This is a genomic window from Candidatus Manganitrophaceae bacterium, from assembly GCA_012960925.1.
Taxonomy (GTDB): domain Bacteria; phylum Nitrospirota; class Nitrospiria; order SBBL01; family JAADHI01; genus DUAG01.
Window position 1 is genome coordinate 16950 of sequence record DUAG01000055.1, and the last position, 26845, is coordinate 43794.

29 protein-coding genes and 1 tRNA gene are annotated in these 26845 nt (G+C 50.7%); 28 read left to right on the forward strand and 2 right to left on the reverse strand.

The window, feature by feature from the left end:
• Positions 1-99: 99 nt before the first annotated feature.
• The 11 genes from ychF to EYQ01_08870 all read left to right on the forward strand — a co-directional run bounded on the left by ychF (position 100) and on the right by EYQ01_08870 (position 6844).
• Entirely contained in the window at positions 100-1194 is a 1095-nt protein-coding gene (gene ychF, locus EYQ01_08820; protein ID HIE65892.1) for a redox-regulated ATPase YchF, read from the forward strand.
• Between the two features lie 310 nt (positions 1195-1504).
• Positions 1505-1864 (forward strand): 30S ribosomal protein S6, encoded by a 360-nt coding sequence (gene rpsF / locus EYQ01_08825; GenBank protein ID HIE65893.1) that lies wholly within the window; start codon positions 1505-1507, stop codon positions 1862-1864.
• Entirely contained in the window at positions 1865-2263 is a 399-nt protein-coding gene (locus EYQ01_08830) for a single-stranded DNA-binding protein (GenBank protein HIE65894.1), read from the forward strand. It abuts the gene before it with no gap.
• Between the two features lie 18 nt (positions 2264-2281).
• The gene (rpsR, locus tag EYQ01_08835; GenBank protein ID HIE65895.1) at positions 2282-2509 is read left to right on the forward strand and encodes a 30S ribosomal protein S18; all 228 of its coding nucleotides are present in this window, start codon (positions 2282-2284) and stop codon (positions 2507-2509) included.
• 106 nt (positions 2510-2615) lie between these two features.
• Complete coding sequence (locus tag EYQ01_08840; GenBank protein HIE65896.1) at positions 2616-2999, forward strand: hypothetical protein; 384 nt, start codon at positions 2616-2618, stop codon at positions 2997-2999.
• Positions 2996-3553: a hypothetical protein gene (locus EYQ01_08845; GenBank protein ID HIE65897.1), complete on the forward strand. Its 558-nt coding sequence runs from the start codon at positions 2996-2998 to the stop codon at positions 3551-3553. The genes EYQ01_08840 and EYQ01_08845 overlap by 4 nt, the downstream gene beginning before the upstream one ends.
• Positions 3554-4054 (forward strand): DUF4149 domain-containing protein, encoded by a 501-nt coding sequence (locus EYQ01_08850; protein HIE65898.1) that lies wholly within the window; start codon positions 3554-3556, stop codon positions 4052-4054.
• A 41-nt stretch (positions 4055-4095) separates the two neighbouring features.
• Positions 4096-4929 carry a septal ring lytic transglycosylase RlpA family protein gene (locus EYQ01_08855; GenBank protein ID HIE65899.1) on the forward strand — a complete coding sequence of 278 codons (834 nt, stop codon included), beginning with the start codon at positions 4096-4098 and terminating at the stop codon, positions 4927-4929.
• 111 nt (positions 4930-5040) lie between these two features.
• Positions 5041-5853 carry a nucleoside triphosphate pyrophosphohydrolase gene (gene mazG, locus EYQ01_08860; GenBank protein ID HIE65900.1) on the forward strand — a complete coding sequence of 271 codons (813 nt, stop codon included), beginning with the start codon at positions 5041-5043 and terminating at the stop codon, positions 5851-5853.
• Between the two features lie 29 nt (positions 5854-5882).
• Positions 5883-6356, forward strand: coding sequence for a c-type cytochrome (locus EYQ01_08865; protein ID HIE65901.1), 474 nt, complete (start codon positions 5883-5885; stop codon positions 6354-6356).
• Positions 6357-6376: 20 nt separating this feature from the next.
• Positions 6377-6844 carry a hypothetical protein gene (locus tag EYQ01_08870; GenBank protein HIE65902.1) on the forward strand — a complete coding sequence of 156 codons (468 nt, stop codon included), beginning with the start codon at positions 6377-6379 and terminating at the stop codon, positions 6842-6844.
• Positions 6845-6850: 6 nt separating this feature from the next.
• Here EYQ01_08870 and EYQ01_08875 read toward each other — a convergent pair whose 3' ends face one another.
• Positions 6851-7609, reverse strand: a complete 759-nt coding sequence (locus tag EYQ01_08875; protein HIE65903.1) for a hypothetical protein — start codon at positions 7607-7609, stop codon at positions 6851-6853.
• 228 nt (positions 7610-7837) lie between these two features.
• Positions 7838-8890, reverse strand: coding sequence for a hypothetical protein (locus tag EYQ01_08880; protein HIE65904.1), 1053 nt, complete (start codon positions 8888-8890; stop codon positions 7838-7840).
• An 88-nt stretch (positions 8891-8978) separates the two neighbouring features.
• Here EYQ01_08880 and EYQ01_08885 point away from each other — a divergent pair, with 88 nt between their 5' ends.
• From EYQ01_08885 to EYQ01_08965, 17 genes are all read left to right on the forward strand, one after another.
• Positions 8979-10814, forward strand: a complete 1836-nt coding sequence (locus EYQ01_08885; protein HIE65905.1) for a M3 family oligoendopeptidase — start codon at positions 8979-8981, stop codon at positions 10812-10814.
• A gap of 16 nt (positions 10815-10830) precedes the next feature.
• Entirely contained in the window at positions 10831-12111 is a 1281-nt protein-coding gene (gene tviB / locus EYQ01_08890) for a Vi polysaccharide biosynthesis UDP-N-acetylglucosamine C-6 dehydrogenase TviB (GenBank protein HIE65906.1), read from the forward strand.
• 3 nt (positions 12112-12114) lie between these two features.
• Complete coding sequence (locus EYQ01_08895; protein HIE65907.1) at positions 12115-13125, forward strand: NAD-dependent epimerase; 1011 nt, start codon at positions 12115-12117, stop codon at positions 13123-13125.
• An 8-nt stretch (positions 13126-13133) separates the two neighbouring features.
• Positions 13134-13820, forward strand: a complete 687-nt coding sequence (locus tag EYQ01_08900; protein HIE65908.1) for a DUF374 domain-containing protein — start codon at positions 13134-13136, stop codon at positions 13818-13820.
• A 52-nt stretch (positions 13821-13872) separates the two neighbouring features.
• Positions 13873-14193, forward strand: coding sequence for a hypothetical protein (locus tag EYQ01_08905; GenBank protein HIE65909.1), 321 nt, complete (start codon positions 13873-13875; stop codon positions 14191-14193).
• Positions 14194-14385: 192 nt separating this feature from the next.
• Positions 14386-14694, forward strand: a complete 309-nt coding sequence (locus EYQ01_08910; GenBank protein ID HIE65910.1) for a hypothetical protein — start codon at positions 14386-14388, stop codon at positions 14692-14694.
• 20 nt (positions 14695-14714) lie between these two features.
• Positions 14715-14790 (forward strand) — tRNA-Glu (locus EYQ01_08915).
• A 209-nt stretch (positions 14791-14999) separates the two neighbouring features.
• Positions 15000-15461, forward strand: coding sequence for a hypothetical protein (locus EYQ01_08920; GenBank protein HIE65911.1), 462 nt, complete (start codon positions 15000-15002; stop codon positions 15459-15461).
• Positions 15462-15551: 90 nt separating this feature from the next.
• Positions 15552-16964 (forward strand): TolC family protein, encoded by a 1413-nt coding sequence (locus EYQ01_08925; GenBank protein HIE65912.1) that lies wholly within the window; start codon positions 15552-15554, stop codon positions 16962-16964.
• Entirely contained in the window at positions 16961-18148 is a 1188-nt protein-coding gene (locus tag EYQ01_08930) for an HlyD family efflux transporter periplasmic adaptor subunit (protein HIE65913.1), read from the forward strand. The genes EYQ01_08925 and EYQ01_08930 overlap by 4 nt, the downstream gene beginning before the upstream one ends.
• A complete protein-coding gene (locus EYQ01_08935) occupies positions 18145-21273 on the forward strand; it encodes an efflux RND transporter permease subunit (GenBank protein HIE65914.1) in 3129 nt (1042 codons plus the stop codon). The genes EYQ01_08930 and EYQ01_08935 overlap by 4 nt, the downstream gene beginning before the upstream one ends.
• The gene (locus EYQ01_08940) at positions 21176-21550 is read left to right on the forward strand and encodes a DUF3240 domain-containing protein (protein ID HIE65915.1); all 375 of its coding nucleotides are present in this window, start codon (positions 21176-21178) and stop codon (positions 21548-21550) included. The genes EYQ01_08935 and EYQ01_08940 overlap by 98 nt, the downstream gene beginning before the upstream one ends.
• Positions 21551-21597: 47 nt before the next feature.
• Positions 21598-22356 (forward strand): HupE/UreJ family protein, encoded by a 759-nt coding sequence (locus tag EYQ01_08945; GenBank protein HIE65916.1) that lies wholly within the window; start codon positions 21598-21600, stop codon positions 22354-22356.
• Positions 22357-22383: 27 nt separating this feature from the next.
• Positions 22384-22734 carry a hypothetical protein gene (locus EYQ01_08950; GenBank protein ID HIE65917.1) on the forward strand — a complete coding sequence of 117 codons (351 nt, stop codon included), beginning with the start codon at positions 22384-22386 and terminating at the stop codon, positions 22732-22734.
• A 93-nt stretch (positions 22735-22827) separates the two neighbouring features.
• The gene (locus tag EYQ01_08955) at positions 22828-23652 is read left to right on the forward strand and encodes a hypothetical protein (protein ID HIE65918.1); all 825 of its coding nucleotides are present in this window, start codon (positions 22828-22830) and stop codon (positions 23650-23652) included.
• Between the two features lie 18 nt (positions 23653-23670).
• Entirely contained in the window at positions 23671-24438 is a 768-nt protein-coding gene (locus EYQ01_08960) for a TIGR00266 family protein (GenBank protein HIE65919.1), read from the forward strand.
• A gap of 34 nt (positions 24439-24472) precedes the next feature.
• Entirely contained in the window at positions 24473-26707 is a 2235-nt protein-coding gene (locus tag EYQ01_08965) for an acyl-CoA dehydrogenase (protein HIE65920.1), read from the forward strand.
• Positions 26708-26845: the final 138 nt, after the last annotated feature.

Below are 26845 nucleotides of genomic sequence, written 5' to 3' on the forward strand. Positions count from 1 at the left end.
GAGCTATGCTCCCTCGTCACGCCTTGCCTCGGACTCAAAGCTGGGACTCCCAATCGCGCATGTTATTTTGGGACAGACCCTAACCATTAGGAAAAAAGTATGGCCATCAACTGCGGATTGATCGGACTTCCGAATGTGGGAAAGTCCACGATTTTTAATGCGATGACGCGCGGAAACGCGGCTGTCGCCAACTTTCCCTTTTGCACGGTTGATCCGAATGTCGGCATCGTCGAGGTTCCCGATATCCGCTTGACCCGTCTGACCGAAATTTATAAACCGAAGAAGGTCGCACCCACAAACATGGCTTTTGTCGATATCGCTGGCCTCGTGGCGGGAGCAAGCAAGGGGGAAGGCCTTGGGAATCAATTTTTGAGTCATATGCGGGAAACGGATGCCCTAGTTCATATCGTCCGATGCTTTGAAGACCCTGAAATTGTCCATGTGGATGGCACGGTCGATCCCACACGTGACATCGAAACCATTGACACAGAGTTGATTCTGAAAGACCTGGATACGCTTGAAAAACGACTTTTCCGGACGGGGAAAAAGGCAAAGTCAGGAGACAAGACGGCAATTTATGAAGCCGAGCTCTTGAAACAACTTCAGGACTGTCTTTCCAGCGGAAAGTCAGCGCGTACGCTATCGCTCCCCGAAGAAGCAGCCCCCTTTCTCAAAGAACTCGCCCTCTTGACGGCAAAACCGGTTCTTTATGTCGCCAATGTCCCGGAGGACAAGGTCAAGGAAGGTAATCCCTATTCCGAACGTGTCGCGGAAATTGCCCACCGCGAGGGGACATCCTCCATTATTATCAGCGGAAAGATCGAATCTGAGATCGCCGCGCTCCCACCGGAGGAATGGGAAGAGTTCTTAAACGAACTCGACCTATCCGAGTCCGGACTCTCCCGCTTGATTCAGGCCTCCTACCAGATGCTCGGACTCCTGACCTTTTTTACCGTGGGGGAAGATGAAGTCAAGGGCTGGACCATCGGGAATGAAACCCCCGCAGTCAAGGCGGCCGGGAAAATCCATTCCGATATAGAGAGGGGTTTCATTCGGGCAGAGATATTTCGCTATCAGGACCTGATCGAACATGGCAACCTGCAGGCAATTAAATCGAAAGGCCTCCTGAGACTGGAAGGAAAAGACTATTTGATTCAGGATGGCGATTGTGTCTACTTCCGTTTCAACGTGTGATTCCAAAATACACGATTGGATTTTGGGATAAACCGCTAAGTCGGCTGAAAGACAAGGCCAGAGGTCATAAGGGCGACCGAGGCGTACTCACTCGTACGTTGAGGAGGCCGTTGGCCAATAACGCAGTATTTCAGCCGACTTAGCGGTTTCTAATTCCGCAACCGCGGAATTAGACCATGATTTGACTCGGCAGGATCAAATATGTTAGTAAACATCACATAATTTTCCAATTAATCAATCGGGTTGATCATCTCATCCCAATCCTCGCTCTAAAGACTGATTTAGGGCTAATAGCCAGGAGGGTCACTTTTTGAATGCCTATGAAACAATCTATATCGTAAAACCTACCCTCTCCGAAGAAGAGATCACAAAAATAACCGACAAGATCAAGGCCCTGATTGAAAAGGACGGGGGGGAGATCGTTGGCGCGGACTCCTTTGGGAAGAAAAGGCTAGCCTACGAAGTGCGTAAGGAAAAAAGAGGGATCTATCTCATCCTCCACTTCAGAGCAACACCTGCAATCCTGTTGGAGTTAGAGCAAAGCTATCGCTTGTCTGAAACCATCATCAAGTACCTGACCATTAAGATAAGTGAAGATCAGTTAGGAAAGATGATCCCTGTCCGTGATGAAAAATCATTCTCACCCCGGGCCAGAGGAGGACGGTACTAAATGGTAAGTTTTAACAAGGTCATTCTTATCGGCAATCTGACCAGAGATCCTGAAGTACGTTACACCCCCAGCGGAACAGCCGTTGCCAGCTTTGGGCTTGCTGTGAATCATCGGTATAAACAAGGGGAAGAGATGAGGGACGAGGTCTGTTTTATCGACATTGTGGTTTTTGGGAAGCAGGCTGAAAATTGCGGACAGTACCTCTCAAAGGGACAAGGTGCCATTATCGATGGACGTCTCCAACAGCGTAGATGGGAAACGGAAGAAGGTCAAAAAAGAAACAAGCACGAAGTGGTTGCACAATCGATTCGCTTTCTCCCGAAACGGCAGGGACAGACCGAAGGGGCGGACAAAGAAGGTCCGGCCGTTGAAGAGGGTGGCGACGAGGTTCCATTTTAAGGAAGTTAGGGAGGGTGTGTGGAAAAGAAATACTTTCAAAGAAAACGTGTTTGTCGATTCTGTACTGAGAAGATAAAAGACATCGATTATAAAGATACTCAAATCCTGAAAGGATTTGTCACAGATCGTGGAAAAATTATCCCAAGGCGTATCTCAGGGAATTGTGCCGGACATCAGCGCCAACTCACAAGGGCCATAAAACGGGCCCGGAATATTGCCTTCCTGGCATTTGCAGAAGAGCGCTGACACCATTCATCTCCGGGGAAATGATTCATATTGACCCCCTGCTCACATTATTGCTATAGTTTGACCTGCCTGTATCACTGAAGTCTGATCTCCACCAAGAGGGAGAATGCCGATGCTACCTTCAATTAAAAAAACCCGAACCAAAAATGATAGAGTTCACCAGAGAACTCCGTTTATCATTCTAGAGGTCAAAGGAAAACATTCCAACGAAGTATTCCTCGCTTCCGCGGAAAATATAGGACCGGGCGGACTTTTTCTTTCCTCATCCAAAAAGCTCAAGGTAGGGGGACGCTTTCCAATAGAATTTGTCCTGCCGGATAAGAAGACAAAAATTTTCTGTACCTGTGAAGTGGTCTGGAAAAAGGACTACGACAATTTGGGCCTCGCTTCAGAAGGAATCGGGGTGCGTTTTGTTGATATGGACGCATCCCAGAAAAAGCTTATTTCTGATTGGGTCGATAAAAAACACAGGAGAAAACGTCGTCCATGAACCAATTTTTCCCCATGACTCTTTTCATAAAACGACAGTACCTACCCCTCCTTCTCCCTGTCATCCTCCTTCTTTTCATCGCACTACCCATCGCGCAAGCTGAAGTCGGAGAACTGCGGGCCGATGTCTTTGAAGCAAAAGTTCTCAAGGTCATCGACGGAGATACCATCCGCCTGGAGGATGGCAGGTTGGTCCGCTATCTTGGAATAGATGCCCCGGAAGTCCGAAAAAAAGTGGGCGGAAAATGGGTCTTTGATCCGGAACCTTTCAGTGAAGCGGCAACCGCCCTGAACAAGAAGCTGGTCGAAGGGAGGCCGGTTATCATTCAAATCGACCCGCAAAGGCCGAGGGATCGCTTTGGCCGACTCCTCGCCTATGTCTTCGTTGAGAATGAAAAGAAATACTTTGTGAATGTGGAACTCTTAAAACAGGGTCTGGCCAAGGTGAAGAACATGCCTCTGGGGACAGTACACAGGGTCCGGTTTTTTAGCGCGGAGGAGGTGGCCTGGACAGACAAACGTGGTGTCTGGTCTGAAAATGGAAACCCGGAATAAATGGAAGTCCCAATCCCCAACTTTTATTTCATGGGCATTCAATTCATCCATCTCTTCGCCCTTGCCATCTGGGTAGGCGGCATCGTCATCATCGGCGCTATTGTCGCGCCAACAATTTTCAGGAAGATAGAACCGCGAAGACGGGCCGGAGAACTCATGGGCCAGATCCTCTCGAAGTTCGACAAGGTCGCCTTGGGTTGCAGCGCGGTCTTGATCGGGACCGGGATCGTAAAGTTCTTTACCTGGGAAAATCTGACCCCATGGAATGCGACCCGCTATCTGGCCATCATGATCATGTCCGGGGTCTGTTTCTATTCGGTGTTTGTTATTTCTCCCCGGCTAAGAGTTCTGATTTCGAAACGACAATCCGAAAACAAAACGGATGAGGAGAGCTCTGAATCTGAAATTCCCCGCACAGAATTCAGCAAACTACACTTAACCTCTGTTCGGCTAATGATGGTCAATCTTGTATGCGGTACACTCGCCCTCTTGATGGCATGAGTTTACCGGAGAGATCAAACGATCGAGCATCGTAAGGAGGAATGACGGAAGGGAGATCGCCGCCTGGAAAATCGCCAGATAATGGAAAGACGTTATTAAACCTGCCCCATCTGTCTCGATCAACTGACTTCCCGCTTTTACTGCCCCAATTGCAAGATGAAGGTGGTCAAAATACGGGACTAATTCTTTTGCGGAGCACTAAAATCCTTAAGATCCCTAAGCAGAAAGCCTCTTTTCCTCAGCCTCCGCCTTTTCTATTTACTCTTTTTGTCTCCCTTCTTTTATTAAATGCCTGCAGTGCTTCAAGACAATACCGGGTCGGCTATCGTGAGGTGGGCCTCGCCTCCTGGTATGGGGATAAATTTCACGGACGTCCCACGGCCAGCGGTGAAATTTACGACATGTATGGACTTTCTGCTGCCCACAAGGAACTTCCCCTCGGGACACTCCTTCGAGTAAACGATCCCAAGACTGGCCGTTCGATCAAGGTCAAGGTCAATGATCGGGGACCCTTTATCGGGAGGCGTATCCTCGATCTTTCTTACGGGGCCGCAAAAAAACTGGGTGTGGTAGAGGCGGGAGTCACCACGGTCAAGATCGAAATTATCGGCCGCGCCCCGACATTGCGGCGGTCTCAGTCTGCCAACAATCGCTTCTTTGTGCAGGTGGGTTCTTACTCGATTCGGGAAAACGCCTTACGCATGAAACAGGAAGTCGGCCAATACTATAAAAAGGTCTACCTGAAAGAGGCCGGGACCAATCAAGGGACGCGGTATCGTCTTCGAATCGGTCCTTATCCCTCATTATCCCTCAAAAAAATCGGCACAGACCGTGGCACAAGGTCTACGCACCCGGATGACCGGAGTAAAGATTAACCCGGTCGTCTTCCGTGGCTACTAGCAAGATGCCCCTCCATTGTTGTGAAGGTTCTTGAGAATTAGCATTGTTCGGTTGTATAATGCAGGACTGTTTAGTGTGGGAGCCTGATGTCAAAAGCATTTGATGCCTTGGTCGAGGTCATGGCCCGTTTAAGGGGAGAAGGGGGTTGTCCCTGGGATCGCGAGCAAACCGCGGAATCCTTGAAACCCTTCCTGATCGAAGAGGCTTATGAGGTCTATGAAGCGATAGAGGCCGGACGGGCGGAGCCGCTCTGTGAGGAATTGGGCGACCTGCTTTTTCAGGTTCTTTTCCATGCGGAGATCGCAAAAGAACGCAAACTCTTCGATATTGAAGAGATCCTGGTTACGGTCACAGAAAAGATGACCCGCCGTCACCCCCATGTCTTCACCCCGAAGGGCGAGGGGAAGGCAAACTCCCCGATGGACAGCACGGAAGTCCTTGCAAAATGGGAGGAGATCAAAAAGAAGGAAGATCGCCATCGCGACCGGAAATCCATTCTCGACGGCATCCCAAAACAGCTTCCGGCCCTGCTTCGCGCGCATCAGCTGCAGTCGCGGGCCGCCCGCGTGGGATTTGACTGGAAAACCTCTGAGCCTATCCTCGCCAAGGTCGAAGAAGAGGTTCAGGAGCTTTGCGAGGCCGTTGCCAGAAAAGATCTCGCCGGGATTGAAAGTGAACTGGGTGATCTTCTTTTCTCCATCGTCAATGTCGCGCGTTTTCTGAAAATAAACCCGGAAGATGCCCTGCGCGGAACCATTGATCGTTTTACCGGACGCTTTCATAGGATGGAATCCGCAACGGAGAAAAATGGCGGATTGAAGACGCTTTCGCTTGAGGAAATGGATGCATTGTGGGAAGAGGCTAAACTGGCCGAAAGGGCCGCCCTCCCCCTGGATTAATGCCATTTTAAAATAAAGAGGAACCTTCAATGGCCCAACTGCGTATTATCGGCATCATGATGGCAATGATTATCGGCTTTGCCGTTTTTGTGCATCTGACGACCAAGGCGATCGTCCCGGAGAAACTGGATTCGGGAATGATCTCCTTTGATATGTCCCGCCCGCGCGCGCCCAGCGAGTCCCGGAGGGTAAAGAATCCGATTCTGGTCTCGACGGCTGTGATCGAGGAAGGGAAGAAGGCCTACCTCGGCGGGGGATGCGTGGTTTGTCACGGGAAAGAAGGGCTGGGAGACGGTGATGGCGGCATCCAGTTATCACCGCCTCCTCGGGACCTGACCGACGCGAACTTCCAACTCCTTCGCACCGACGGAGAAATGTTCTGGTCGATCGAACACGGGGTAGAGGGAACCGGAATGTTCGGGTATATCCCGAGGATGGTTTCTGAAGAAGAGGCCTGGAAGATCGTTCACTATATTCGGACATTGAGACGGGGACCAACATAATAGCAGAAAGGATATTAAGAATGAAGCAACAAATGCTATCGAGTCCAGCGGCAAAAAATCCTATCATTTACCGAACTCTCTTGCTCTTTATCATCCTCCTGGGCCTGGGTTCTTCAGGGGCACAGCCGGCCAGCGCAGATCATATCAGTGATGCAGATGTTGAGAAATTTGTCCGGGCAAAGATTGACCTGAGCGAGTCGATGGGGAATTTCTTCCGGGGCAGAAGCTCCCCGCGCTTCGGACCCGATGGGGAAGGCCCCGACATGGAGGCACTCCGAAGGCTTGAAAAAGAGATCAACAACCATGTCGCCAGCGTCCTGGCAAAACATGATCTGAGCATTGAGGAATACCAGGAAAGAAGCCCTGAGATCTTTGAAGACAAAGAAGCCGTCGACAGGTTCCTAGAGGCGCATCCGGATTTAAAGGAACGGTATGAAAAACTTCCGCAGAGCCCAAGGCGGGGAAGGCGCAGCGGTAGACCATTTTAAGGTCTTTCAGTTAGACTGGCACGAGACCCCATTCTGATGGAATGGATCGACAAGCGTCCCTGTAGGACAACCGACAGGGTTTACGACAGGAGAATCATTCATAGTGACAAACCCGGTGGAGGCTGATGTAAAGGTACTCGTGTTTACGCGAAAATTTCCGCTTGTATTGGTGCAGGCATTTGACCCCGGCAGGCAGGTTACCGTAAATGTCCCCGTCGGCGTACCTGGAGCCGTGACGATAATATCTCCGTTGGCATCATTTTTTGAATCAATGACAAAGTCAAAACGCATGGCCGTTTGCGCAGCCGCTGCACCCGTCATATCCTGCTGAATCGAGAATTCGATATGGTTGCAACGGGGCTGGTCACAGAAGACACTCGGGACGTTCGGATCGATAATTCCTCCATTCGGAACAGACCGAAAGCTCTGGAAATGTGTGATGATATTCCGGTTTACGGTCTGTCCACAGGTTGCCTCTGAATTACAATTATTGGTCACTTCACCTGACATCGGGTTAGAGAGAAATGTTCCTCCATGGATCAGGAACCCGGGAATGGTCACGTTACTCGTTCCACTAGGAACTGAGTCATTGGTCAGACCTCCGAAGCTTGCACCGACATCTGTCCCGGTTCCTATAATCGGGTTCAAGCCTGTCCCCACCTGAGTATCGGCACCGGGGGGGATCATTGGAGGAGTGACCCGACAAACAGGCACATCGGTCGGATTCACATTAATGGCTTCACCGCAAAGATTAAAATTTAACATACCCCCGTTAATAGGGATCGTTACCCCTCCAGTTTGAATTGTCCCTGGGCAGATCTCCCCTTGGTTCCCCCGGCAGTCTTCTCCGTTGGTAAAGATCGTTTGGTTTTGGGTTGTCGTTGTCAGGGACCTAGAATCAGTTGCCTGGGCGAAGTCGTAGGATAAAACATTGAAAAAGCCCAAGAAAATTATCACAATAACTGTATTCGCCTTCAAATTCATTACTTATCCTTATGGAATTGTAATGCAAGTCCCGGCCGGTGCACCCGTTGAGCAGACAAATGGTGATGCATTCATCAGCGGGACGGTGACCATCGGGAAGGTCGTTGGACTAGTCGCTGCCCCACTCTCCCGCGTAAAACTCCCTGACATTACGCCTGTATCAAACTCACGGTTGGCAGTCGTCCCATCAAAGACCGGATTCTGAATGCGTTGCGTCCAGCTGACAACCGGAGCATTAAACGTGGTTGCGGTACTCCCTGTAATCTGCCAGCTCGCCGTTTGCTCAAAAATCTGTTCACCCGCGCCGGGAGATGTGCGCGTTCCAGGTGTCCCTGTAAGTGCGGTGACCTGGTTTTCTTTCTGGAACGCACCCACACAGATTGAGGCCCCACACGTTCCCGTTGCCGGCACGGTCAGCACCCCATCACTGGTGGAGTTATTCGTCATGATAAAACGATTTTCAAGCTCTATGCCTGCATGTGCGCCATCACTGGGGAAAAAGTCCCCAACAGGATTATTACTTGCGGAGAAGGGGGCTAGGCTGTTCGTCGCAGGAAAGGTGGGAATAGTTGTCATCCCTTGACTGGCGGGGTCGAATCTTAAATCGCCGCAGTTCAAACCATTCCCGCTCGCGTCGGCTTGATCCGGAGGAATGCCATCCGCATCATTTAGAGCACATCGTGCGGGCTCGTCGTCGGAAGTATCGGGAAGGGCATCTGCGCCACGGTGGACACTCGAAATTACGCCAAACATATTATCGGTAATGGCGCCTGGGCCTAAGGAATTGAAAAAACGGCCGGACACTGTTGCACCAAGAGAAGGAGCCGTTGTTGTTATTGTCAAACTAAAAGTAATGTTCGTATCCAGTGGGTCCGGATCGGTGCCCGAGTGTTTAATGAGCGTATCGGGGTTAAAACCGGGGCAGTTTGGGCAAGCGCCCGCTCCTCCCGTCGACAGTTTGTCCACCGATTGCGTGTTGCTGAAGAAGTCGGATGTTTGAGACCATCCGTTCAGGGGAAATAACAGGACAAAAATAAATAAGGCAAAGGCAAGACGGACCACTTGGAACCTCCTTCAGCAGTCCCCCATTTTGCCAAAGAATTCAACAGAGGTCAAGGACTATTTTGCTGTTTCAGGAGCCCCTGTTTTTATGGTATCTTGGTGTCAATTTTTTATCGGGAAAGGAACCGTTTTGAACGAAGCCGATTTACCGCGCTGGGACCTGAGCGATCTCTATAAGGGGACCGACGATCCAAGGATTGAATCCGACCTGGCAACCGCTTTGAAAGAGGCGAAGGGCTTTGAGAAGCAATACCGGGGAAAGATCGGGGCAGAGGAGAGCGGAGCGAAAGGGCTTTATGAGGCGATCCGCGCGCTTGAGATGGCCCGGGAGCGGAGCGACCGGGTCATCTCCTATGCCTCGCTTGTTTTTTCTACCGATACGAATGACCCTAAAAACGGCGCCTTGTTGCAAATGGCCCAGGAGCGTCTAACCGAGATCAATAAACACCTTCTCTTTTTTGACCTGGAGTGGACCGTCGTCCCCGAAGAACGCGCAGCGGCATGGATGAAGACGCCAACCCTCGCGAAAGACCGTCACTTCCTGGAAGAGATCCGAAAGTTTGGCCCCCACCAACTCTCAGAACCGGAAGAAAAAATCCTGGATGAAAAGGCCAACACCGGCATTCGAGCCTTCCAACGCCTCTTCGACGAAGCGATCAACCTGATCCGGTTCAAGGTCAACGTAAAAGGAGAAATCCAGTCCCTGACGGAGCAGGAGACCCTGTCTCTTCTCCATGATCGACGGCGTTCCACGCGGCGCGCCGCGGCCCTCGGCCTGACGGAGGGTTTAAAGGAGCACGCACCCATCCTCACCTTTATTCTAAACCAGGTCACCGCAGACCATGCCAGTGACGACCGGCTCCGCCGGTTTTCGGATCCAATGGCCTCCCGGAACTTGTCAAGCGAGATCGACGCGAAGGCCGTGGACGCCCTCCTCTCTTCCTGTGAAGAATATTTCTTTCTTGTGGCCCGTTATTACGAACTCAAGAAAAAGGTGCTGGGGCTTGAGACCCTCTATGATTATGACCGTTACGCCCCCCTGTCTTTAATCACAGAACCCGTTACCTTTGATCAGGGGCGTGAGACCGTGCTCTCCGCCTTTCATGATTTCTCCCCGAAAGTCGAGGAGGTCGCGTCCCTCTTTTTTAAAAATCAATGGATCGATGCCGCGGTTCGGCCCGGAAAGCGGGGCGGGGCCTTCAGTCACAGCACTGTCCCGAGTGTCCACCCCTATGTCTTCGTGAACTACCTTGGAAGCCCGCGTGATGTGATGACGCTCGCCCACGAACTCGGCCACGGGGTCCATCAATGGCTCTCTCGTCAACAAAGCTATTTCAACTTTTCCACCCCCTTAACCACGGCGGAGACGGCCAGCGTCTTTGCAGAGATGCTCGTTTTTCACCGACTTAAAAAGTCAGAGAAAGATCCGGAGAAACGCCTGGCGCTGATCATGTCAAAACTCGAAGAGGATTTTGCCACCGTTTTCCGGCAGGTCGTCCTCTGCCGCTTTGAACAGATTGTTCATGCGGCGCGTCGAAGTGAGGGGGAACTCAGTACCACACGGGTCAATGACCTCTGGCTGTCAGCTAACCAAGAGATGTTTAAAGGCTCCGTCACCCTGACGGATGATTACAGCTCCTGGTGGATGTACATCCCTCACTTTATCCATTCCCCCTTTTATACCTATGCTTATGCCTTCGGCCACCTCCTTGTCCTCTCCCTTTTTCAAAAATATATGGAGGAAGGGAAGAGATTTGTCCCGAAGTACTTAAACCTTCTCTCCGCAGGAGGCTCAGTGCGTCCTGATGTACTCCTTCAGGAAAAGATGGGTTTAAATATCAAAGACCCTCTCTTCTGGAGAAGGGGACTCGGCCTGCTCGAGAAGATGGTTGGCGAGGCGGAGCGCCTGGCCGACAGGAAATAACAAGAGGTGAATAACATTGTCGAACCTTGAAAACCAATATCAGATTGCCGTCATCGGCCTCGGATATGTCGGCCTCCCCCTGGCGGCAGAATTTGGAAAGCGCTTCAAAACGGTCGGATTCGATATCGACCTGGATCGGATTGAATCCCTGAAAGAAGGCGTGGATACGACCTTGGAGGTCAGTTCTGAAGGCCTGAAATCAGCGATGCGGCTCTCATACACGACAAGTTTGGCCGAACTCAAAGAGTGTAACTTCTTCATTGTGACGGTGCCCACCCCGATTGACAGTTACAAAAGGCCGGACCTGAGCGCATTGATCCGGGCATCTGAATTTGTCGGGGCCGTCTTAAAGAAAAATGATATTGTCGTCTATGAATCGACCGTCTACCCCGGCGTCACGGAGGATATCTGTGTCCCGATCCTGGAGAAGGCCTCCGGTTTGCGCTTCAATCGTGATTTTTTTGCGGGATATTCTCCAGAGCGGATCAATCCAGGAGACAAAGAGCACTCCTTCACACAAATACTAAAGATCGTCTCCGGCTCAACACCCGAGGCCCTGGAGACGATCGACGCCGTTTACCGATCTGTGATCCAGGCTGGAACCTATCGCGCGGAATCGATTCAGGTGGCCGAAGCGGCTAAGGTAATCGAAAATACACAGCGAGACCTCAATATCGCCCTGATCAATGAATTTGCCCTCCTCTTCAATCGTCTGGAAATTGACACCGAAGCCGTCCTGAAGGCCGCGGGAACCAAGTGGAACTTTTTGAAGTTCACCCCTGGCCTGGTCGGCGGCCATTGTATCGGGGTTGATCCCTATTACCTCTGCCATAAGGCCCAGGAAGTCGGATATCACCCGGATGTCATCCTCGCCGGGAGGAGGATCAATGACAATATGGGAAACTATGTAGCGGGGGAGGTCGTCAAACTCATGACCCGAAAGCGGATTCAGGTTGGCGGAAGTCGTATCCTGATCCTGGGCCTGACCTTCAAAGAAAACTGCCCCGATATCCGAAATACGCGGGTGATTGATATTGTTCAAGAGTTTGAGAAGTATCAAGCTGAGGTCGATATCTATGATCCCTGGGCAGACCCCCCGGAAGTTGAGCGCGAATATGGAATCAAACTGGTCGGGACCTTGTCCGAACATTGCTATGACGCCATCATTCTGGCCGTTCCACACAAGCAGTTTAAAGAATGGGGGAAAGACGACCTTGTTCGTTACACCCGGGAAGTTTCAGTGATCTACGACATTAAGCATCTCTTCGACCGGGCTTGGGTAGATGGAAGGCTTTAGGTCATGAAGATTCTCATCACCGGGTCCGCCGGGTTCATCGGCTTTCATCTTACCCAACGGCTTCTCTCAGAAGGAGAAGAGCTTGTCGGCCTCGATAATCTGAACGATTATTATGATGTCCGGCTCAAGACCGAACGCTTAAAAAAATTGGACGAATCGTCTCGGTTTCGTTTCCTCAAAATGGATCTGGCGTATAAAGAAGGCCTGGAAGACCTTTTTCAGAAAGAGCGCTTTGACCGGGTGATCCATCTCGCCGCACAAGCGGGGGTCCGCTACAGTCTCGAAAACCCCCATGTCTATATCGAAAGCAATCTGATGGGTTTTCTTAATATCCTCGAAGGCTGTCGACATACCAAGGTGCCCCACCTGGTCTACGCCTCCTCCAGTTCGGTCTATGGAGCGAACACCCGGATGCCTTTTTCCATTCATGACAATGTGGACCATCCGGTTTCCCTTTATGGTGCGACAAAAAAAGCCAATGAACTGATGGCCCACGCTTATGCCCACCTTTACCAAGTCCCGACCACCGGCCTTCGATTTTTTACCGTTTACGGCCCGTGGGGCAGACCCGACATGGCTCTCTTTCTTTTCACAAAAGCCATCCTCGACGGAAAACCGATTGACGTATTTAATTATGGCCGGATGCAGCGAGATTTCACCTATGTCGATGATATCGTGGAAGGAATTGTCCGGGTCACGGAAAAGATCCCTTCACCTGATCCAACATGGGACGGGGCAAGCCCTGATCCGGGAACCAGCAAGGCGCCCTATAAAGTTTACAACATCGGGAACAACAACCCTGTCGAACTTTTGAGGCTGATCGAGGTCCTGGAAGATTGTCTCGGCAAAAAAGCAGAACGTCGGCTTTTGCCGATTCAAGCGGGGGATGTACCTGCAACCTATGCCGACGTTGATGATCTGATGCGGGATGTCGGTTTCAAACCGGCGACGCCGATTGAAGAAGGGGTTCAACGCTTTGTCGCCTGGTATAAAGATTATTATCGACTGAAATAGCCCGGTTCATGTCATTTACTTCAAAAATACAAAAGCGTTTCCTCTCCTTTTCGGCCTTTATTTTTATTCGCGTTCTCATAAATATATGGCAATGGACCTGCCGGATTGAAGTTAAGGGCCCTCTCCTAGAAACCCTCAAGGGAGACGAGCCTGTAATCCTGACCTGCTGGCACCAGGACATGATCTTCAACTATGCCTATCTCCTGAAGATCAACCCGCGGCGAAAAATCGCGACGATTGTCAGTCACAGTGAAGATGGAGATCTCGCCGCCTCTGTCATCCAAAAACTGGGGGCAATCGTGGTCCGCGGCTCCAGTTCAAGAGGGGGGAGAGAAGCCTTGGGGGGGCTGACCCGAACCGTCCTTCGAGAAAAAGCAATCGGGATGATCGTCTGCGACGGCCCGAAACCACCGGGACGCATCGTCAAGCCCGGCATTCTCTTGTTGGCGCGAAAATCCGGCTGTCCGATTATGGCGATACGCTCCTGGAGTGATCGGGGGTTTCTCTTTAAAAAAAGCTGGTCGAAGCTTCATGTGGTTTTTCCCTTCTCTCGTGTCGTTATCTGGTCGGCAGCCCCACTCTCCATCCCGACCAACACAAAAAAACCAGAAATGTTGACCTTCCGACTGCATATTGAAAAGGGCTTGAATGATATGGCCGATCTGTCTGAAAGTCACTTTAAGCAACCAGACTGAATCTTCGGATTATGGAATTGACTCTCCCCTGAAGATTTGATAGCTTGCCCCCATGCGGACCAAGCTTTTTCTTAAACCATTTAAGCTTTCTGTCCCCGGCACGGCTGTCACCGGGATCACCGGGGGCGTGGTAGGTTCGTTCATGGGCGGACCCGTTTTCATTGTCGTCATGGCCTTGATCGGCGCACTGATTGGAAACGTCGTGTGGATGATGGGCGGGCAGGACTTTTTTCTCTATGTTGTGGTCGGGGTCTTCCTCGGTATTGGACTCGCAATCTTTATTAGTGGAATGGAAGCGGCATTGCTCGGTGCGGGAACCGGCGGAGCGATTGGGGGGTTTATCGCGGTGAATAAGAGCATGCTCACTAAGTAAAACCGCCGATCGTCCACAAGTCTCCTCACCGTACGTGAGTACGCCTCGGTCGCCCTTGTGACCTCTGGCCTTGTCTTGTGGACGACTTGGCGATTTTACGATACTGATCGCATACATTAGGATACAAGATTTATTGACAATGAATTCAGATTTAGATAAAGTCACCTACAGATCAAACATAGGTTGGACAGGATGATTCAAGGAAAGAGTGAGATTAAAAAGATTTCTGCCAAGGTGGGGAAGCCCTTCCAGATCCGGATCTGGGAAGACCGGACCAAGGGGGGATGTCGTTTTGTCCCGACCTTTGATACAGGCATTTTAAGACTTTTGAGTGACGAATATGACCGAATGCGGAACATTCGCGTGACCGATTCGGGGATGCGGTCTTTTGAATTTGTCGCACTGTCTTCCGGAAAGACCACCATTGAACTTGAATCAAGATATGGCTGGAAATTCTCCGCCGAAAGTCATCTAAGCTACGAAGTGGATATCACCCAATAACGAAAGGTATTTCAAATAATGGTCCCATCGTCTAGTGGCCTAGGACGTTGGCCTCTCACGCCGAAAACACGGGTTCGAACCCCGTTGGGACCACCAGTTTTTCAACAGCTTGCGTTCTTTCCTTGCTCTTCATCATTCTCATAGCGTCTTACCTTTTGCAGACCTGTCAGTCTTCTGATCTGTTTTCCCTGGAAGGTTTTTTCAATCTCCAATGAATGCAACCTTTCACGTATAATTTGTTTTTATGGTAAAGTTTATGTTATAAAGTGATTTTATCAACGGACAATATCCCCAAAGGCATGATATTGAGTAGGTATTTTTCTTCCCAGCGTGTCGGTACTTTTGCACTGCTCTTTCCGATGCTTCTCCTGCCGATGCTACACCTTCACCCGGCATACGAACATGTGCGAGGGGATGCGGAAGGTCATCAGCATCAATCTGCTGTTCATATCAATTTCTTTCCAGAGGTGACCCATGGGCACGAACGTCAGGATGATCATGATCAAGGTGTGCTGGATTTTGGCCTTTCAATAGATGTCTCACACCATAGCCTTTCCCAAGTTGCCCTCCTTCCCCTCCATATAGGACAATCTTTCCAATTCTCTTCAGTATTCAAGAAAAATCTGCTCGCCTTAGATCAGGGTTCGCCTGACCTCTCCATGCTTTTCCATTTTCAAAGAGGGGCTCTGGTACGCCTGAGTATCCCTCCTCTACAAACAAGCCAATTTTCACCCCCCTCACTCCGTGCACCTCCCTACTCCACGTAAATTCCTAAAACCATCCATCTTTAATCGCTAAAACTTTAGGCCTTTTTTCAAAGAGGTGCGTTCTTATTCGTAACGTAGCGGAGGAATTCTATGCGTTTTAATCCCATATTCGTCCTAAGTCTTGTTCTGGCGACAGGACTTTCCGGATGTAACACTTCACGTGAAAATATTAAATGGCCGGTACCGCGTCCCCTGGGTCATGACATCGCGGTCTTTCGTCCACCGGAAACACCGGGAAAGAGGGTGCCCCCCTCCTCGGTGAAGGAACCCGACGGCGAGATCACCTTGAGAAAAGCGATCGCCCTGGCACTCCTGAACAACCCGGAGTTGAAAGCATTCTCATGGGCGCTGCGAGCCCGTGAGGCCGGAAGACTGCAAGCCAGTCTAAGACCAAACCCGGAAATCGGAATTACCATCGAAAACATGGCTGGCTCCGGTGCCTTCAGCGGTACAGATGAAGCAGAAACGACGATACAACTGAGCCAAGTGATTGAGCTCGGGGCAAAGCGATTTGCAAGAACCCAGGCTGCGACACGTCAGCGGGATCTGACAGGATGGGAATATGAAATAAAGCGGATGGAAGTGTTTACCCGGGTATCGAAGGCCTTTACCGCCATCTTAAGTGCGCAAGAACGCCTCATCTTGATTGAAGAGGTTCTGCGCATCGGGAGACAGGTGGTCGAAACCGTCTCTGCAAGGGTGGATGCCGGAAAAACCTCCCCGGTTGAGGAAATTAAGGTAAAAGTCGCCCTTGCATCCATCCAAATTAAATTGGAACGTGCCAAGCGGGCCTTAATCGTTTCCCGACAACATCTGGGGGCAACATGGGGAAACACTGATCCGTTTTTTAAGCGGGCCAAGGGTCGACTTTCCTTTGTCTCTGGAATCCCGTCTCAAGAAAAATTGATGCAAAGTCTGACACAAAACCCGGAACTCGCGCGGTGGTCTGCTGAACTTTCAAGCCGTCAGGCCCTCATTGTTTTGGAAAAGAGTAAAGCCATTCCGGATCTGAACATCAGCGGCGGCCTCCGGCGTTTAAGCGGACCGGGTGAGGATGTTTTTGTCGTGGGGCTTTCCTTCCCGCTTCCTTTGATGAATCAAAATCAGGGGGGGATCCTGGAAGCGCGTCATGAACTTGCGAGGGCGGAAGAAGCGCGCCGCGCGGTCGAAGTCCGGATCAATATTGCGCTGACCGATGCCTACAACAGGCTGGCGACGGCGCGTGCCGAGCTTTCTGCGCTCAATCGTAACGTGCTTCCCGGGGCGCAAGAAACCTTTGATGCGATGAGTGAGGGCTATCGTTTAGGAAAATTCAGTCTGATGGATATGCTGGACACTCAGCGGACGATTTCTGATGTGAAAAGTCAACATCTGGATGCATTGACAGATTACCATATGGCCCTTTTTGATTTGGAGCAACTCATCGGGGAATCAATACCGAATAAGCCAATAAACGCGGACAAATCGATGGCAGATGAGAAGAAAAGGGAGGACGCTCGATGAAAAATTTTACAGAGATGATTTTAAAAATGGTGTCGGGGCTTATATTGCTGTTTGTTCTCATCATGGGGACAGCCGATCCGGTCAAAAGCGCAGAATCGCCTCATCTTGTTTTGACACTGACCGATGAAGTGATTACCAATGCTCAAATCACAGTTGAAACGGCCAGGCCCGTTCAAATAAAAACCGCCCTGACCTTTGCGGGTCAGGTGAAGCTGAACATCAAAAAGGTGGCCCATGTTGTTCCCAGGCTTTCCGGAATCGTGAGTGAAATCCGAAAAACTCTAGGGGATGTGGTCAAAAAAAACGAAGTCATTGCTGTCATTGAGAGCCGAGAGCTGGCCAATGCCAAAAGTGATTATATCGAAGCCGTAAATCGGCTCGCATTTGCCCGGAATTCTTTTACCAGAGAAGAAGCGCTTTTAAAACAAAAGATCTCTGCAAAAGAGGATTATTTTGCCAGCCGTCAGGCCCTGCAAGAAGCGGAACTGGAAAAATACGTGACTGGACAGGATTTATTTGCCCTAGGGTTGCGTTCTGCTGAACTTTCGGGGCTCGTGAATATCCCGAAGGGAAAAGAGCGTCTCATTATTTTTTCCGGTCAGTCCCTGACACGGTATGAGCTTCGTGCCGCAATGAGTGGCATTGTGATCGAAGAAAATGTGATCTTGGGTAAGGCGGTGGACAAAAAGACTCCGCTTTTTGTTTTGGCCGATATGGGCGAGATCTGGGTGGATGCCCAAGTGCTGGCCAAAGATTTGAACCGTCTCAAGGTGGGTCAAAATGCAAGGGTGACTTCCAAAAACGCAGGCCTGGGAGGATTGGGAGAGGTGATTTATATCGGACCACGCTTCGACGAAAAAACCCAGATGGGGATGGTCCGCTTAAGGCTTCAAAACCCGGACGGGAAATGGCGTCCCGGACTCTTTGTCTCGGTGGATCTGGTTCGGGAAGAGGTGGCGGCCCCAGTAGCTGTTTCTGTGAGTGCGATACAGGTTATCGGGGATCGTAGCGCGCTCTTTATTCAGGTTGGAAAGCGTTTTGAACTCCGCCCCGTAAAGCTAGGGATCTCAGACGGGCGTCAGGTCGAAATTCTGGAAGGTCTTTCCGGTGGAGAGCAGGTCGTCACCCGGAACAGTTTTGTCATCAAGGCTGAATGGCTGAACCAGGGAGGTGAACTGAAATGATTGCCCATCTCATACGTTTTGTTTTAACGCAGCGGTTGATGGTTCTGGTTACCGCTTTAGGGCTTTCCGCTGCCGGCGCGTGGTCCTTTCTGCAGTTGCCGATTGATGCCTTTCCTGATGTTTCATCCCCTCAAGTGGTCATCATTGTAAAAGCGCCTGGTATGGCACCTCTGGAGGTGGAGCAGCGGATCACCCGCTTGATTGAGGTCGAGGTGAATGGCATCCCTCGCCAGACGGTTCTGCGTTCCCTGACAAAATATGCACTTTCTTCCATTACGATTGATTTTGAAGAAGGCACCGATATCTATTGGGCACGGCAGCAAGTCTCCGAACGGCTCAACCAGGTCTGGAGCAGCCTGCCCAGCGGTGTGGAGGCCGGACTCGCACCAATCATCACCCCATTAGGTGAAGCCTACATGTTCATGGTCGAGGGTGAGGGGCATTCAAACATCGAGTTACGCGGGCTGCTCGATTGGGTGATCCGGCCTCGGCTTCTTTCCGTCGAAGGGGTGGCCGATGTGAATGCACTGGGGGGCGAAGTGAGAAGTTACCACGTGACGCCTGACCCGGAGGCGCTCCTGGCAATGGACCTGAATATCGGCGACCTGAAAAAGGCCCTGGAAAACAATAACCGTAACGCGGGCGGGGACCGGGTCGTCCGAAACAATGAGGTCTTGCTGGTTCGCACTGTCGGCCATATTACCTCAGGCGAGGATATTGAGAATATCACGGTCACAACGCAGAATGGTCAGCCCATCCATATCAAAGACCTCGCCAGTGTTCAAATCGGGTCTCTGACCCGCTATGGCGGGGTAACCAAGAATGGTGAAGGAGAATTTGTAGAAGGGATCGTCCTGAACCGGATGGGGGCCAATGCCAGTCTGACTGTTGCGGGAGTCAAAACCGCGTTGAAGGAAATCGAAAAAAGCCTTCCCGACGGCGTAAAAATCGTTCCCTTTTATGACCGGACCGACCTGGTCAATACCGCAATCGGGACAGTAAAAACCGCCTTGAGTGCGGCATTTGTTCTGGTGGTCATCGTCCTCATTATTTTCCTGGGGTATATGCGCGGGGCGATTACGGTTGCGGCGATCCTGCCTTTGAGCATCTTGTTCACCTTTATTCTGATGTACCTCGGCGGGGTCTCGGCCAACTTGATGTCTTTGGGGGGGCTGGCCATTGCGATCGGGGTACTGGTCGATCCTGCGGTTGTGGTCGTGGAAAATATCCAGACCCACCTCGCGCGTCGTTTGAAGGGGGTCGATCCTTTGCACGTTATCTACCGCGCGGTAATAGAAGTGGCACAGCCTGTCGTTTCCGGGACACTCATTATCATCGTGGTTTTTCTCCCCCTGCTCAGCCTGAGCGGTCTTGAGGGAAAACTCTTCACGCCGCTGGCGATCACTATCACTCTGGCTTTAGCCGTTTCGATGTTGATCGCCCTGACGGTGATCCCCGTGCTGGCCAGTTTTTTGATGAAATGCGGCCCCGCAAAAGAAAATCGCCTGATCGAAAGCTTAAAGAACCTTCATCGACCGATCATTGCTTTTGCATTGAGCCATCGAAAATGGTCGGTGGGTGTTTCCATGATGCTTTTGGCCGGGGCAATCAGCCTTTATCCCTTTATCGGAAAGGAATTTATGCCGGTATTGGATGAAGGCATGACGGTCGTAATTGTCGAAAAACTGCCGAGTATTTCGCTCGAACGTTCTCTCGAAATAGACGGAGACATCCAGACGGCCCTTATGGCTCTGCCTGAAATCGAAGGCGTGGCTGCCCGGATGGGCTCTGACGAGTTGCGATTAGATCCGATGGGTTTGTATCAAACGGATAACTTCCTCCTAACCAAGCCCCGCTCAGAATGGACGGTAGACGGCCCGGCCGAACTTGAAGTGAAAATTCGCGAGATTCTCGACCGTTTTCCGGGGATCGTTTATGCCTTTACACAGCCGATTGATATGCGGGTCTCAGAGATGTTGACAGGTGTCCGAGCCGCCCTTGCCGTGAAATTGTATGGTGAAGACCTTGCCTTACTTGAAGAAACGGCAAAGAAGATAGAGGCCCTTGTGGCGGAGATTCCCGGCAGTGTCGATCTCTTCCGGACAGACATCACCGGCCAGCGCTACCTGGAGGTTCGAATGCGCTCAGAGGTGATGAGCCGTTTTGGGATCAACACCGAGGACATCAATGAACTGATCAGCACGGCTGTGGGAGGAAACATTGTCACTGAGGTGATGGAAGGCGTCCGGCGAACGCCCGTGTTGCTGAGATATCCTGAATCCATGCGGAACTCCGCTGAGGCCATCGGCAATATTCGGGTAGATACCCCGACAGGAGACAAAGTCCCCATCAGCCTCCTGGCCGATATTGTAGATGTAGACGGACCGGTTCAGGTCGTTCATGAAGGCATTTTGCGGCAAGTCGTGATTCAAACGAACCTCGAAGGCCGGGATATTGTCGGTTTTGTAGATGAAATCAGGGCAGCCATTGATGAAAAAATCGTCCTTCCGCCTGGATTTTTTGTGGAATTTGGCGGCCAGTTTGAAAATCAGCAGCGCGCGGCCAAGCGGTTGGCGATTGTTGTGCCCATTGCCATTGCGCTCATTTTTCTATTTTTATTCACCACCTTCAATTCTGTTCGACAAGCAGGACTGATCATCCTGAATATTCCCTTCGCCATGATCGGCGGGATCGTTGCCCTGTATTTCTCAGGTCTCTACCTTTCAGTGCCGGCCTCGGTCGGTTTTATCGCCCTTTTTGGCATGGCGATCATGAACGGCATCGTGATGGTTAGTTATTTCAATCAGCTTCGAGAAGAAGGGCTTCCGCTTCATCAAGCCGTTCTTCAGGGTGCAGAACGGCGGCTTCGTCCTGTGCTTATGACGGCAATTACAACAGGTCTCGCCTTGATTCCCTTGCTGATTGCGACCGGGCCGGGTTCGGAGTTACAGAAACCCCTGGCGATCGTGGTGATCGGAGGGCTTTTTACATCCACACTTTTAACCTTGATATTGCTGCCGACACTCTATGCCTGGTTCGAAGGGGATGGCGAAGAGAAAATACAAAAGGAGGAAACCGGCGATGAAATGTTTGACCTTGATCGTACACGCGTCCGCGAAGCGTGACCTGGCAGATCGTCTTAGAAATATTACTGGCGTGAAGGGGTTTACATTGCTTGCATGTGAAGGACATTCCGCTGAGACCGAGCACGAACCCTTTCAAAGCGTCCGGGACCGGGTGGTGGGTTATGTCCCTCGCGTACGTGTGGACATCCTCCTGGAGGATGCACATACAGACGGCGTCATTAAAGCCCTCAAGGAAGCATTCAAAACAGATGAAAAGCAGCGTGCCCGAATCGGTATCTGGTTCATGACAGATATTTTGGCGTCTGGTAAAATATGAAAAAGGAGATCAGAATGAATTTAAAAAAATTGAAGGTCGCTGCGGGGATGCTTATGCTGATACTTATTCCTGTGCTTGCACTGGCCCATGGTATTTCTGAAGCAGATAAACAGGCCATGATCGACGGCGGTTACCTCCAGTATGTTTGGCTCGGGGGAAGTCACATGCTGACCGGCTATGACCATCTTCTCTTTATTTTCGGGGTGATCTTTTTTCTGACCGGGTTTCGTGATATCGTGAAATACATCACCATTTTTACCCTGGGACACAGCCTGACGCTTGTTTTTGCGACCATCTTCAGCATCTCGGCAAACTACCATCTCGTTGATGCCGTGATTGCCCTTAGTGTTTGCTACAAGGGATTTGATAATCTGGATGGCTTTAAAAAATACTTGAAGATGTCCTCCCCCAATCTCTTGTGGGTTATCTTTATTTTTGGTTTGATTCATGGTTTTGGTCTTTCGACAAGGCTTCAACAATTACCTTTGGGAGAAAGCGGTTTGATCTTCCGGATACTGTCTTTTAACGTCGGCGTCGAATTGGGACAGATCACGGCCTTGACTATTATGCTGTCACTTATTATCACCTGGCGCAGATTTAACTCTTTCAAGCAGTTCAGTACGGTCTCTAACGCCGGACTGATTGTGGCCGGGGCATTTCTGTTTTTGATGCAAATTCATGGTTATGGTCATACGACCGATCCGGATAGTTTCGGATTTAGTACGGACAACCACATTCACGAACATCAGCAGATGGAAGAAGAAATCATCACGCAGCAAAGAAACAGTCGCGACTCAATCTTTTAACGCAATTCAACTTTCTGGGAGGTTCAGATGAAAAAAATATCAGCTTATCTACTTGTTCTATTTGTATTTTCGGCCCCCGTGGTTTTTGCCGGCCCAGGTGGTGGCGACCATTCGCACGAATCCGCCAGCCCAATATCAGAGGACGAAGCCCTGAAAACGGCGAGTGGCGTTGTGGCGGAGATTGTCAATGAAGGGAAATTGGATAAATCCTGGGAGGTGGTTAAACCGAAACAAATTATACAGAAAACTTTTAAAAAAGGCCCAGAATGGGTGGTCACCTTTGACAATCCTCTGGCCGAAAACAAAGACAAGCAAACCTTGTACGTCTTTCTCAGTCTGTCCGGGCGTTACCTCGGTGCTAATTTTTCAGGGAATTAGTCCATCTTAATGCACTCTTATCCAAAAGTTCGAAATGAGAGTGCATTAAGATATCCTTGACAAAAATATCATCTCAGAACACAATCACACTCCATGCGGAAACAAGTCGATCAACAAATAGAGCGGCATACCAACCAGGCCCTGTTGGGTTTTTGGGGCGCACCTTTTTTTAAAAAGGCGGTCCTTGGCCTTATCTTTCTTTGTACTGCATCGGTCTTGCTTGGCGCCTGCGCTTCCCGGCAGCGTGTTCCTTCTGCCTCAGCTTTGCCCTTGGCCCTCTCCGAAAGCCCCCCGGAAGGAGAGGATAATCGCTTCTGGTGGGAGGCCCGCTTTAAAATAGTATGGCCTTCAGATCACGCTCCGGATAGCGCCGTAGACCTCCTCCTTGCACATGCCGTTATTGAGCCTTTATTGAAAGACCATGCAAAGCATCTTCTCCGCTGGCGCTTCCACCGGAGGGCCGCCCCGGACAGCACGGGCCACCAGTTCACCTTTTTTTTCTACACAAACACGGACACTGCAGCCGAACTCTTTAAAAAAATTAAAGAGAATGATCATCTGATTCAGGCGCTGTCGGCTCAGATTGTTGAAAAGGTTATTTTGGACAATCCTGACAAACCCTCTCGTCCTCAGATTGAAGACACGAGTGACCCCCAATGGTCACCCTCGCTTCAAAAGAATTGGCCTTCATACATCATGGGGGTCAGCGCCTTATGGCTTGGTCTCATCGACGATGAAATGACCCAGGTCTCGCACCTCCCGGGAATGGAAATCTCTCAACAACTTGAGACCTATCGAAAGGCTGAAATTCGCATCACGAAGTCCTGGAATCGTGAAGGTCAACACGCATTTCTTCACCACCTCAGTGCGGTGTTCGGATACGAACCCTTGCTCATCAGGAAAAATATTCTCTTTTAAGAACAGGAGAGTCATTTTATGAAATGTCACGAAGTGGACTACCAGATCATTGGAGATGATATGCAGATCGTAGAAGTCGAACTCGATCCCGGAGAAACAGTCATCGCTGAAGCAGGTGCCATGAATTATATGGACGACGGCATCACCTTCGAGGCGAAAATGGGGGATGGTTCCAATCCTGGCGAGGGTATTTTCGGTAAACTTTTGAATGTCGGTAAGCGGGTGCTCACGGGGGAATCTATTTTTTTGACCCATTTCTCAAATGAGGGCCGCAGCAAAAAACGTGTCGCCTTTGCCGCACCCTATCCCGGAAAAATTATTCCCATACATCTGGCAGACGTCCAGGGAGAGTTGATGTGCCAGAAAGATGCCTTTCTCTGCGCAGCCTTTGGGACCGAAATCGGGATTGCCTTTACAAAGCGTCTTGGCGCTGGCTTCTTTGGGGGTGAAGGATTCATTCTCCAACGCCTCCGGGGCGACGGGATGACCTTTGTCCACGTCGGGGGGACCGTGATCCGGAAGACCTTGAATAATGAACGGATTCGTGTGGATACGGGTTGTCTCGCGGCATTTACATCGGGTATTCATTATGATATTGAGCGGGCCGGCAGCCTGAAGTCGATGTTTTTCGGTGGGGAAGGTCTTTTTCTCGCAACCTTGAGCGGGACAGGGACGGTCTGGCTTCAGAGTCTTCCTTTCTCTCGAATGGCAGATCGTATTCTTCAGCATGCCCCCGCGGCCGGGGGAGGCCGCAAAGGAGAAAGCGGGATATTGGGAGGCCTGTAAGCGGCTGTGCAATATTTTCTTTGAGGAGAAAACCATGGTTTTTACCACATTGCGCAGAAATATCCTGACCCGGCCTATTTTTCGATGGGCCCGGAAGGCTTTACCAAGTCTTTCTGAAACAGAAAGAGAAGCCTTGGAGTCCGGCGATGTCTGGTGGGATGGAGAACTGTTCACCGGAGATCCGGATTGGCAAAAACTTCTTGATACCCCGCCTTCAAAACTGTCCGAAAAAGAACAGGCATTCCAGGACGGTCCGGTGGAAGAACTCTGCGGTATGTTGAATGAGTGGGAATTCAATCATGTTATTCTCGGTCTGCCGGAGCAGGTATGGGATTTCATGCGCAAAAATAAATTTTTTGCCATTATTATTCCTGAAGCATTTGGCGGGTTGGAATTTTCCGCCTATGGCCACTCAGAAGTTATCCGAAAAATTGGTAGCCGTTCTCTCGTCGCTGCCGTCACCGTCATGGTGCCGAATTCCTTAGGCCCCGGCGAACTTTTGATGCAATTCGGGACAAAAAAACAACAGGATTATTGGCTCCCGCGCCTTGCAAAAGGTGATGAAATCCCCTGTTTTGGGCTCACCAGTCCGACAGCCGGTTCGGATGCCGCATCATTACATGATAATGGAATTGTCTGCAAAAGCACCTTTGAAGGAAAGAAAGTGACGGGCATTCGCCTGAACTGGCACAAACGCTATACCACATTGGGACCTGTCGCCACGGTACTGGGCCTGGCTTTTAAGCTTTACGATCCAGAGCATATTCTTGGCGAGCAGAACGATCTTGGGATTACAGTTGCACTTGTCCCCACAGATCTAAAAGGCATTGAGATCGGCCGTCGGCATTTGCCGGCAGGACAGATGTTCCAGGTCGGACCCAATTGGGGCAAGGATGTCTTTATCCCAATGGATTATATTATTGGCGGAGAAGCGCAAATCGGAAAAGGATGGAAAATGCTGATGATGGCTCTTGCTGCAGGGCGGGGAATTTCACTGCCTTCCCTTTCAGCTTCCAGTATAGCGTTTTCTGCGCGCACGACCGGGGCTTACGCCCAGATCCGAAAACAATTCGGTATCCCCATCGGAAAATTTGGAGGGATACAAACGCTCCTGGGCCGTATGGCCGCGAGTGCCTACCTGGTTGATGCCGCCCGGAAACTCACCTGTGCCGGATTGGACGAAGGATACAAGCTTGCCGTTATTTCCGCCATTATGAAAGCACATGCAACCTCCCGGATGCGGGACTCGGTGATTGATGCGATGGACGTGCATGCCGGAAAGGCCGTGATGGATGGTCCGTTAAATTACATCGGCCAACGGTACAAGGCCTTGCCTGTTGCCATTACCGTGGAAGGGGCTAATGTTTTAACACGCAGCATGATTATCTTCGGACAAGGGGCCATTCGCTGCCACCCGTGGTTGCTCAAAGAAATGACGGCCCTCGACGAAAAAGACAAGGCCAGGGCTTTGGCCGATTTTGATAAGGCCTTATGGGGCCACGTCGGGCATGGATTCAGAACACTGGGCCGGGCGTGGTTGTGGTCCTTGAGCAAGGCTTTGATCGTACCGGCCCCACTCGTACCGGATGCAGTCCGCCCTTATTACAAAAATCTGAGTCGATATGCGGCTGGATTTGCCTTGCTGTCGGACATCGCCTTTTTGACCCTTGGCGGCACCTTGAAGAGAAGGGAAATGCTCTCGGGCCGACTCGGCGATATTCTCTCGGAGCTTTATCTGCTCTCTGCGGTTTTAAAGCGCTGGGAAGATGACGGACGCAAAGAAGAGGATCTGCCTCTTGTGGCCTATTGTATGGAGGACGGGTTTACCACAATAGAGGCACGGACGGCCGCCATCTTAAAAAATCTGCCGAGCAGGCCTTTCGCCTGGCTCGTCCGCCTGATCACCCAGCCTTTCGGCCCCCGCAATTACGGCCCATCCGATGACTTGATCAAGCAATGTGCAGGAATATTGTTGGAGTCGTCGGAAACACGGGATCGTTTGACCGGGGGATTGTATTTTGGCAATGAGGGCGACCCCGTCCATACGCTTGAAAAAGCCTTCGTCGGGGTGCAGGAGACAAGATCTCTAAGGGAAAAAATGCACAAGGCCAATATTGATGATGTCGAAGAGGCACAACAGAAGGGTATTCTGACAGACAATGAAGCCGAAAAGCTGCAGGAAACGAATGAGGCGATCGAGAAGACGATTGCTGTTGACGATTTTGCACCTGAAGACCTGGTCGGCCTCAAAGGGCATCAGGATACATGACAAAGTAATTATCGCCTCTTCCAGAAAACCCTTCGTCTAATATTAAGATACAATCGTAAAGCTGACTTAAACATGGTAAAACTCTTGGGGGTAGGAGGGTTATCTTTAAGAAATTGTGAGGCTTGAGCTGTAAAGATA

Coding starts and splice junctions, on each gene's coding strand:
- EYQ01_08905 (HIE65909.1), top strand. CDS start 13,873: ATGCGGACCAAGCTTTTTCTTAAACCATTTAAGCTTTCTGTCCCCGGC.
- EYQ01_08855 (HIE65899.1), top strand. CDS start 4,096: ATGACGGAAGGGAGATCGCCGCCTGGAAAATCGCCAGATAATGGAAAG.
- EYQ01_08910 (HIE65910.1), top strand. CDS start 14,386: ATGATTCAAGGAAAGAGTGAGATTAAAAAGATTTCTGCCAAGGTGGGG.
- EYQ01_08875 (HIE65903.1), bottom strand. CDS start 7,609: ATGTTAAATTTTAATCTTTGCGGTGAAGCCATTAATGTGAATCCGACC.
- EYQ01_08965 (HIE65920.1), top strand. CDS start 24,473: ATGGTTTTTACCACATTGCGCAGAAATATCCTGACCCGGCCTATTTTT.
- EYQ01_08945 (HIE65916.1), top strand. CDS start 21,598: ATGCTTATGCTGATACTTATTCCTGTGCTTGCACTGGCCCATGGTATT.
- EYQ01_08870 (HIE65902.1), top strand. CDS start 6,377: ATGAAGCAACAAATGCTATCGAGTCCAGCGGCAAAAAATCCTATCATT.
- EYQ01_08865 (HIE65901.1), top strand. CDS start 5,883: ATGGCCCAACTGCGTATTATCGGCATCATGATGGCAATGATTATCGGC.
- EYQ01_08840 (HIE65896.1), top strand. CDS start 2,616: ATGCCGATGCTACCTTCAATTAAAAAAACCCGAACCAAAAATGATAGA.
- EYQ01_08930 (HIE65913.1), top strand. CDS start 16,961: ATGAAAAATTTTACAGAGATGATTTTAAAAATGGTGTCGGGGCTTATA.
- EYQ01_08845 (HIE65897.1), top strand. CDS start 2,996: ATGAACCAATTTTTCCCCATGACTCTTTTCATAAAACGACAGTACCTA.
- EYQ01_08955 (HIE65918.1), top strand. CDS start 22,828: ATGCGGAAACAAGTCGATCAACAAATAGAGCGGCATACCAACCAGGCC.
- EYQ01_08960 (HIE65919.1), top strand. CDS start 23,671: ATGAAATGTCACGAAGTGGACTACCAGATCATTGGAGATGATATGCAG.
- EYQ01_08830 (HIE65894.1), top strand. CDS start 1,865: ATGGTAAGTTTTAACAAGGTCATTCTTATCGGCAATCTGACCAGAGAT.
- EYQ01_08900 (HIE65908.1), top strand. CDS start 13,134: ATGTCATTTACTTCAAAAATACAAAAGCGTTTCCTCTCCTTTTCGGCC.
- EYQ01_08885 (HIE65905.1), top strand. CDS start 8,979: ATGGTATCTTGGTGTCAATTTTTTATCGGGAAAGGAACCGTTTTGAAC.
- EYQ01_08850 (HIE65898.1), top strand. CDS start 3,554: ATGGAAGTCCCAATCCCCAACTTTTATTTCATGGGCATTCAATTCATC.
- EYQ01_08895 (HIE65907.1), top strand. CDS start 12,115: ATGAAGATTCTCATCACCGGGTCCGCCGGGTTCATCGGCTTTCATCTT.
- EYQ01_08950 (HIE65917.1), top strand. CDS start 22,384: ATGAAAAAAATATCAGCTTATCTACTTGTTCTATTTGTATTTTCGGCC.
- EYQ01_08935 (HIE65914.1), top strand. CDS start 18,145: ATGATTGCCCATCTCATACGTTTTGTTTTAACGCAGCGGTTGATGGTT.
- EYQ01_08940 (HIE65915.1), top strand. CDS start 21,176: ATGCCTGGTTCGAAGGGGATGGCGAAGAGAAAATACAAAAGGAGGAAA.
- ychF (HIE65892.1), top strand. CDS start 100: ATGGCCATCAACTGCGGATTGATCGGACTTCCGAATGTGGGAAAGTCC.
- EYQ01_08925 (HIE65912.1), top strand. CDS start 15,552: ATGCGTTTTAATCCCATATTCGTCCTAAGTCTTGTTCTGGCGACAGGA.
- mazG (HIE65900.1), top strand. CDS start 5,041: ATGTCAAAAGCATTTGATGCCTTGGTCGAGGTCATGGCCCGTTTAAGG.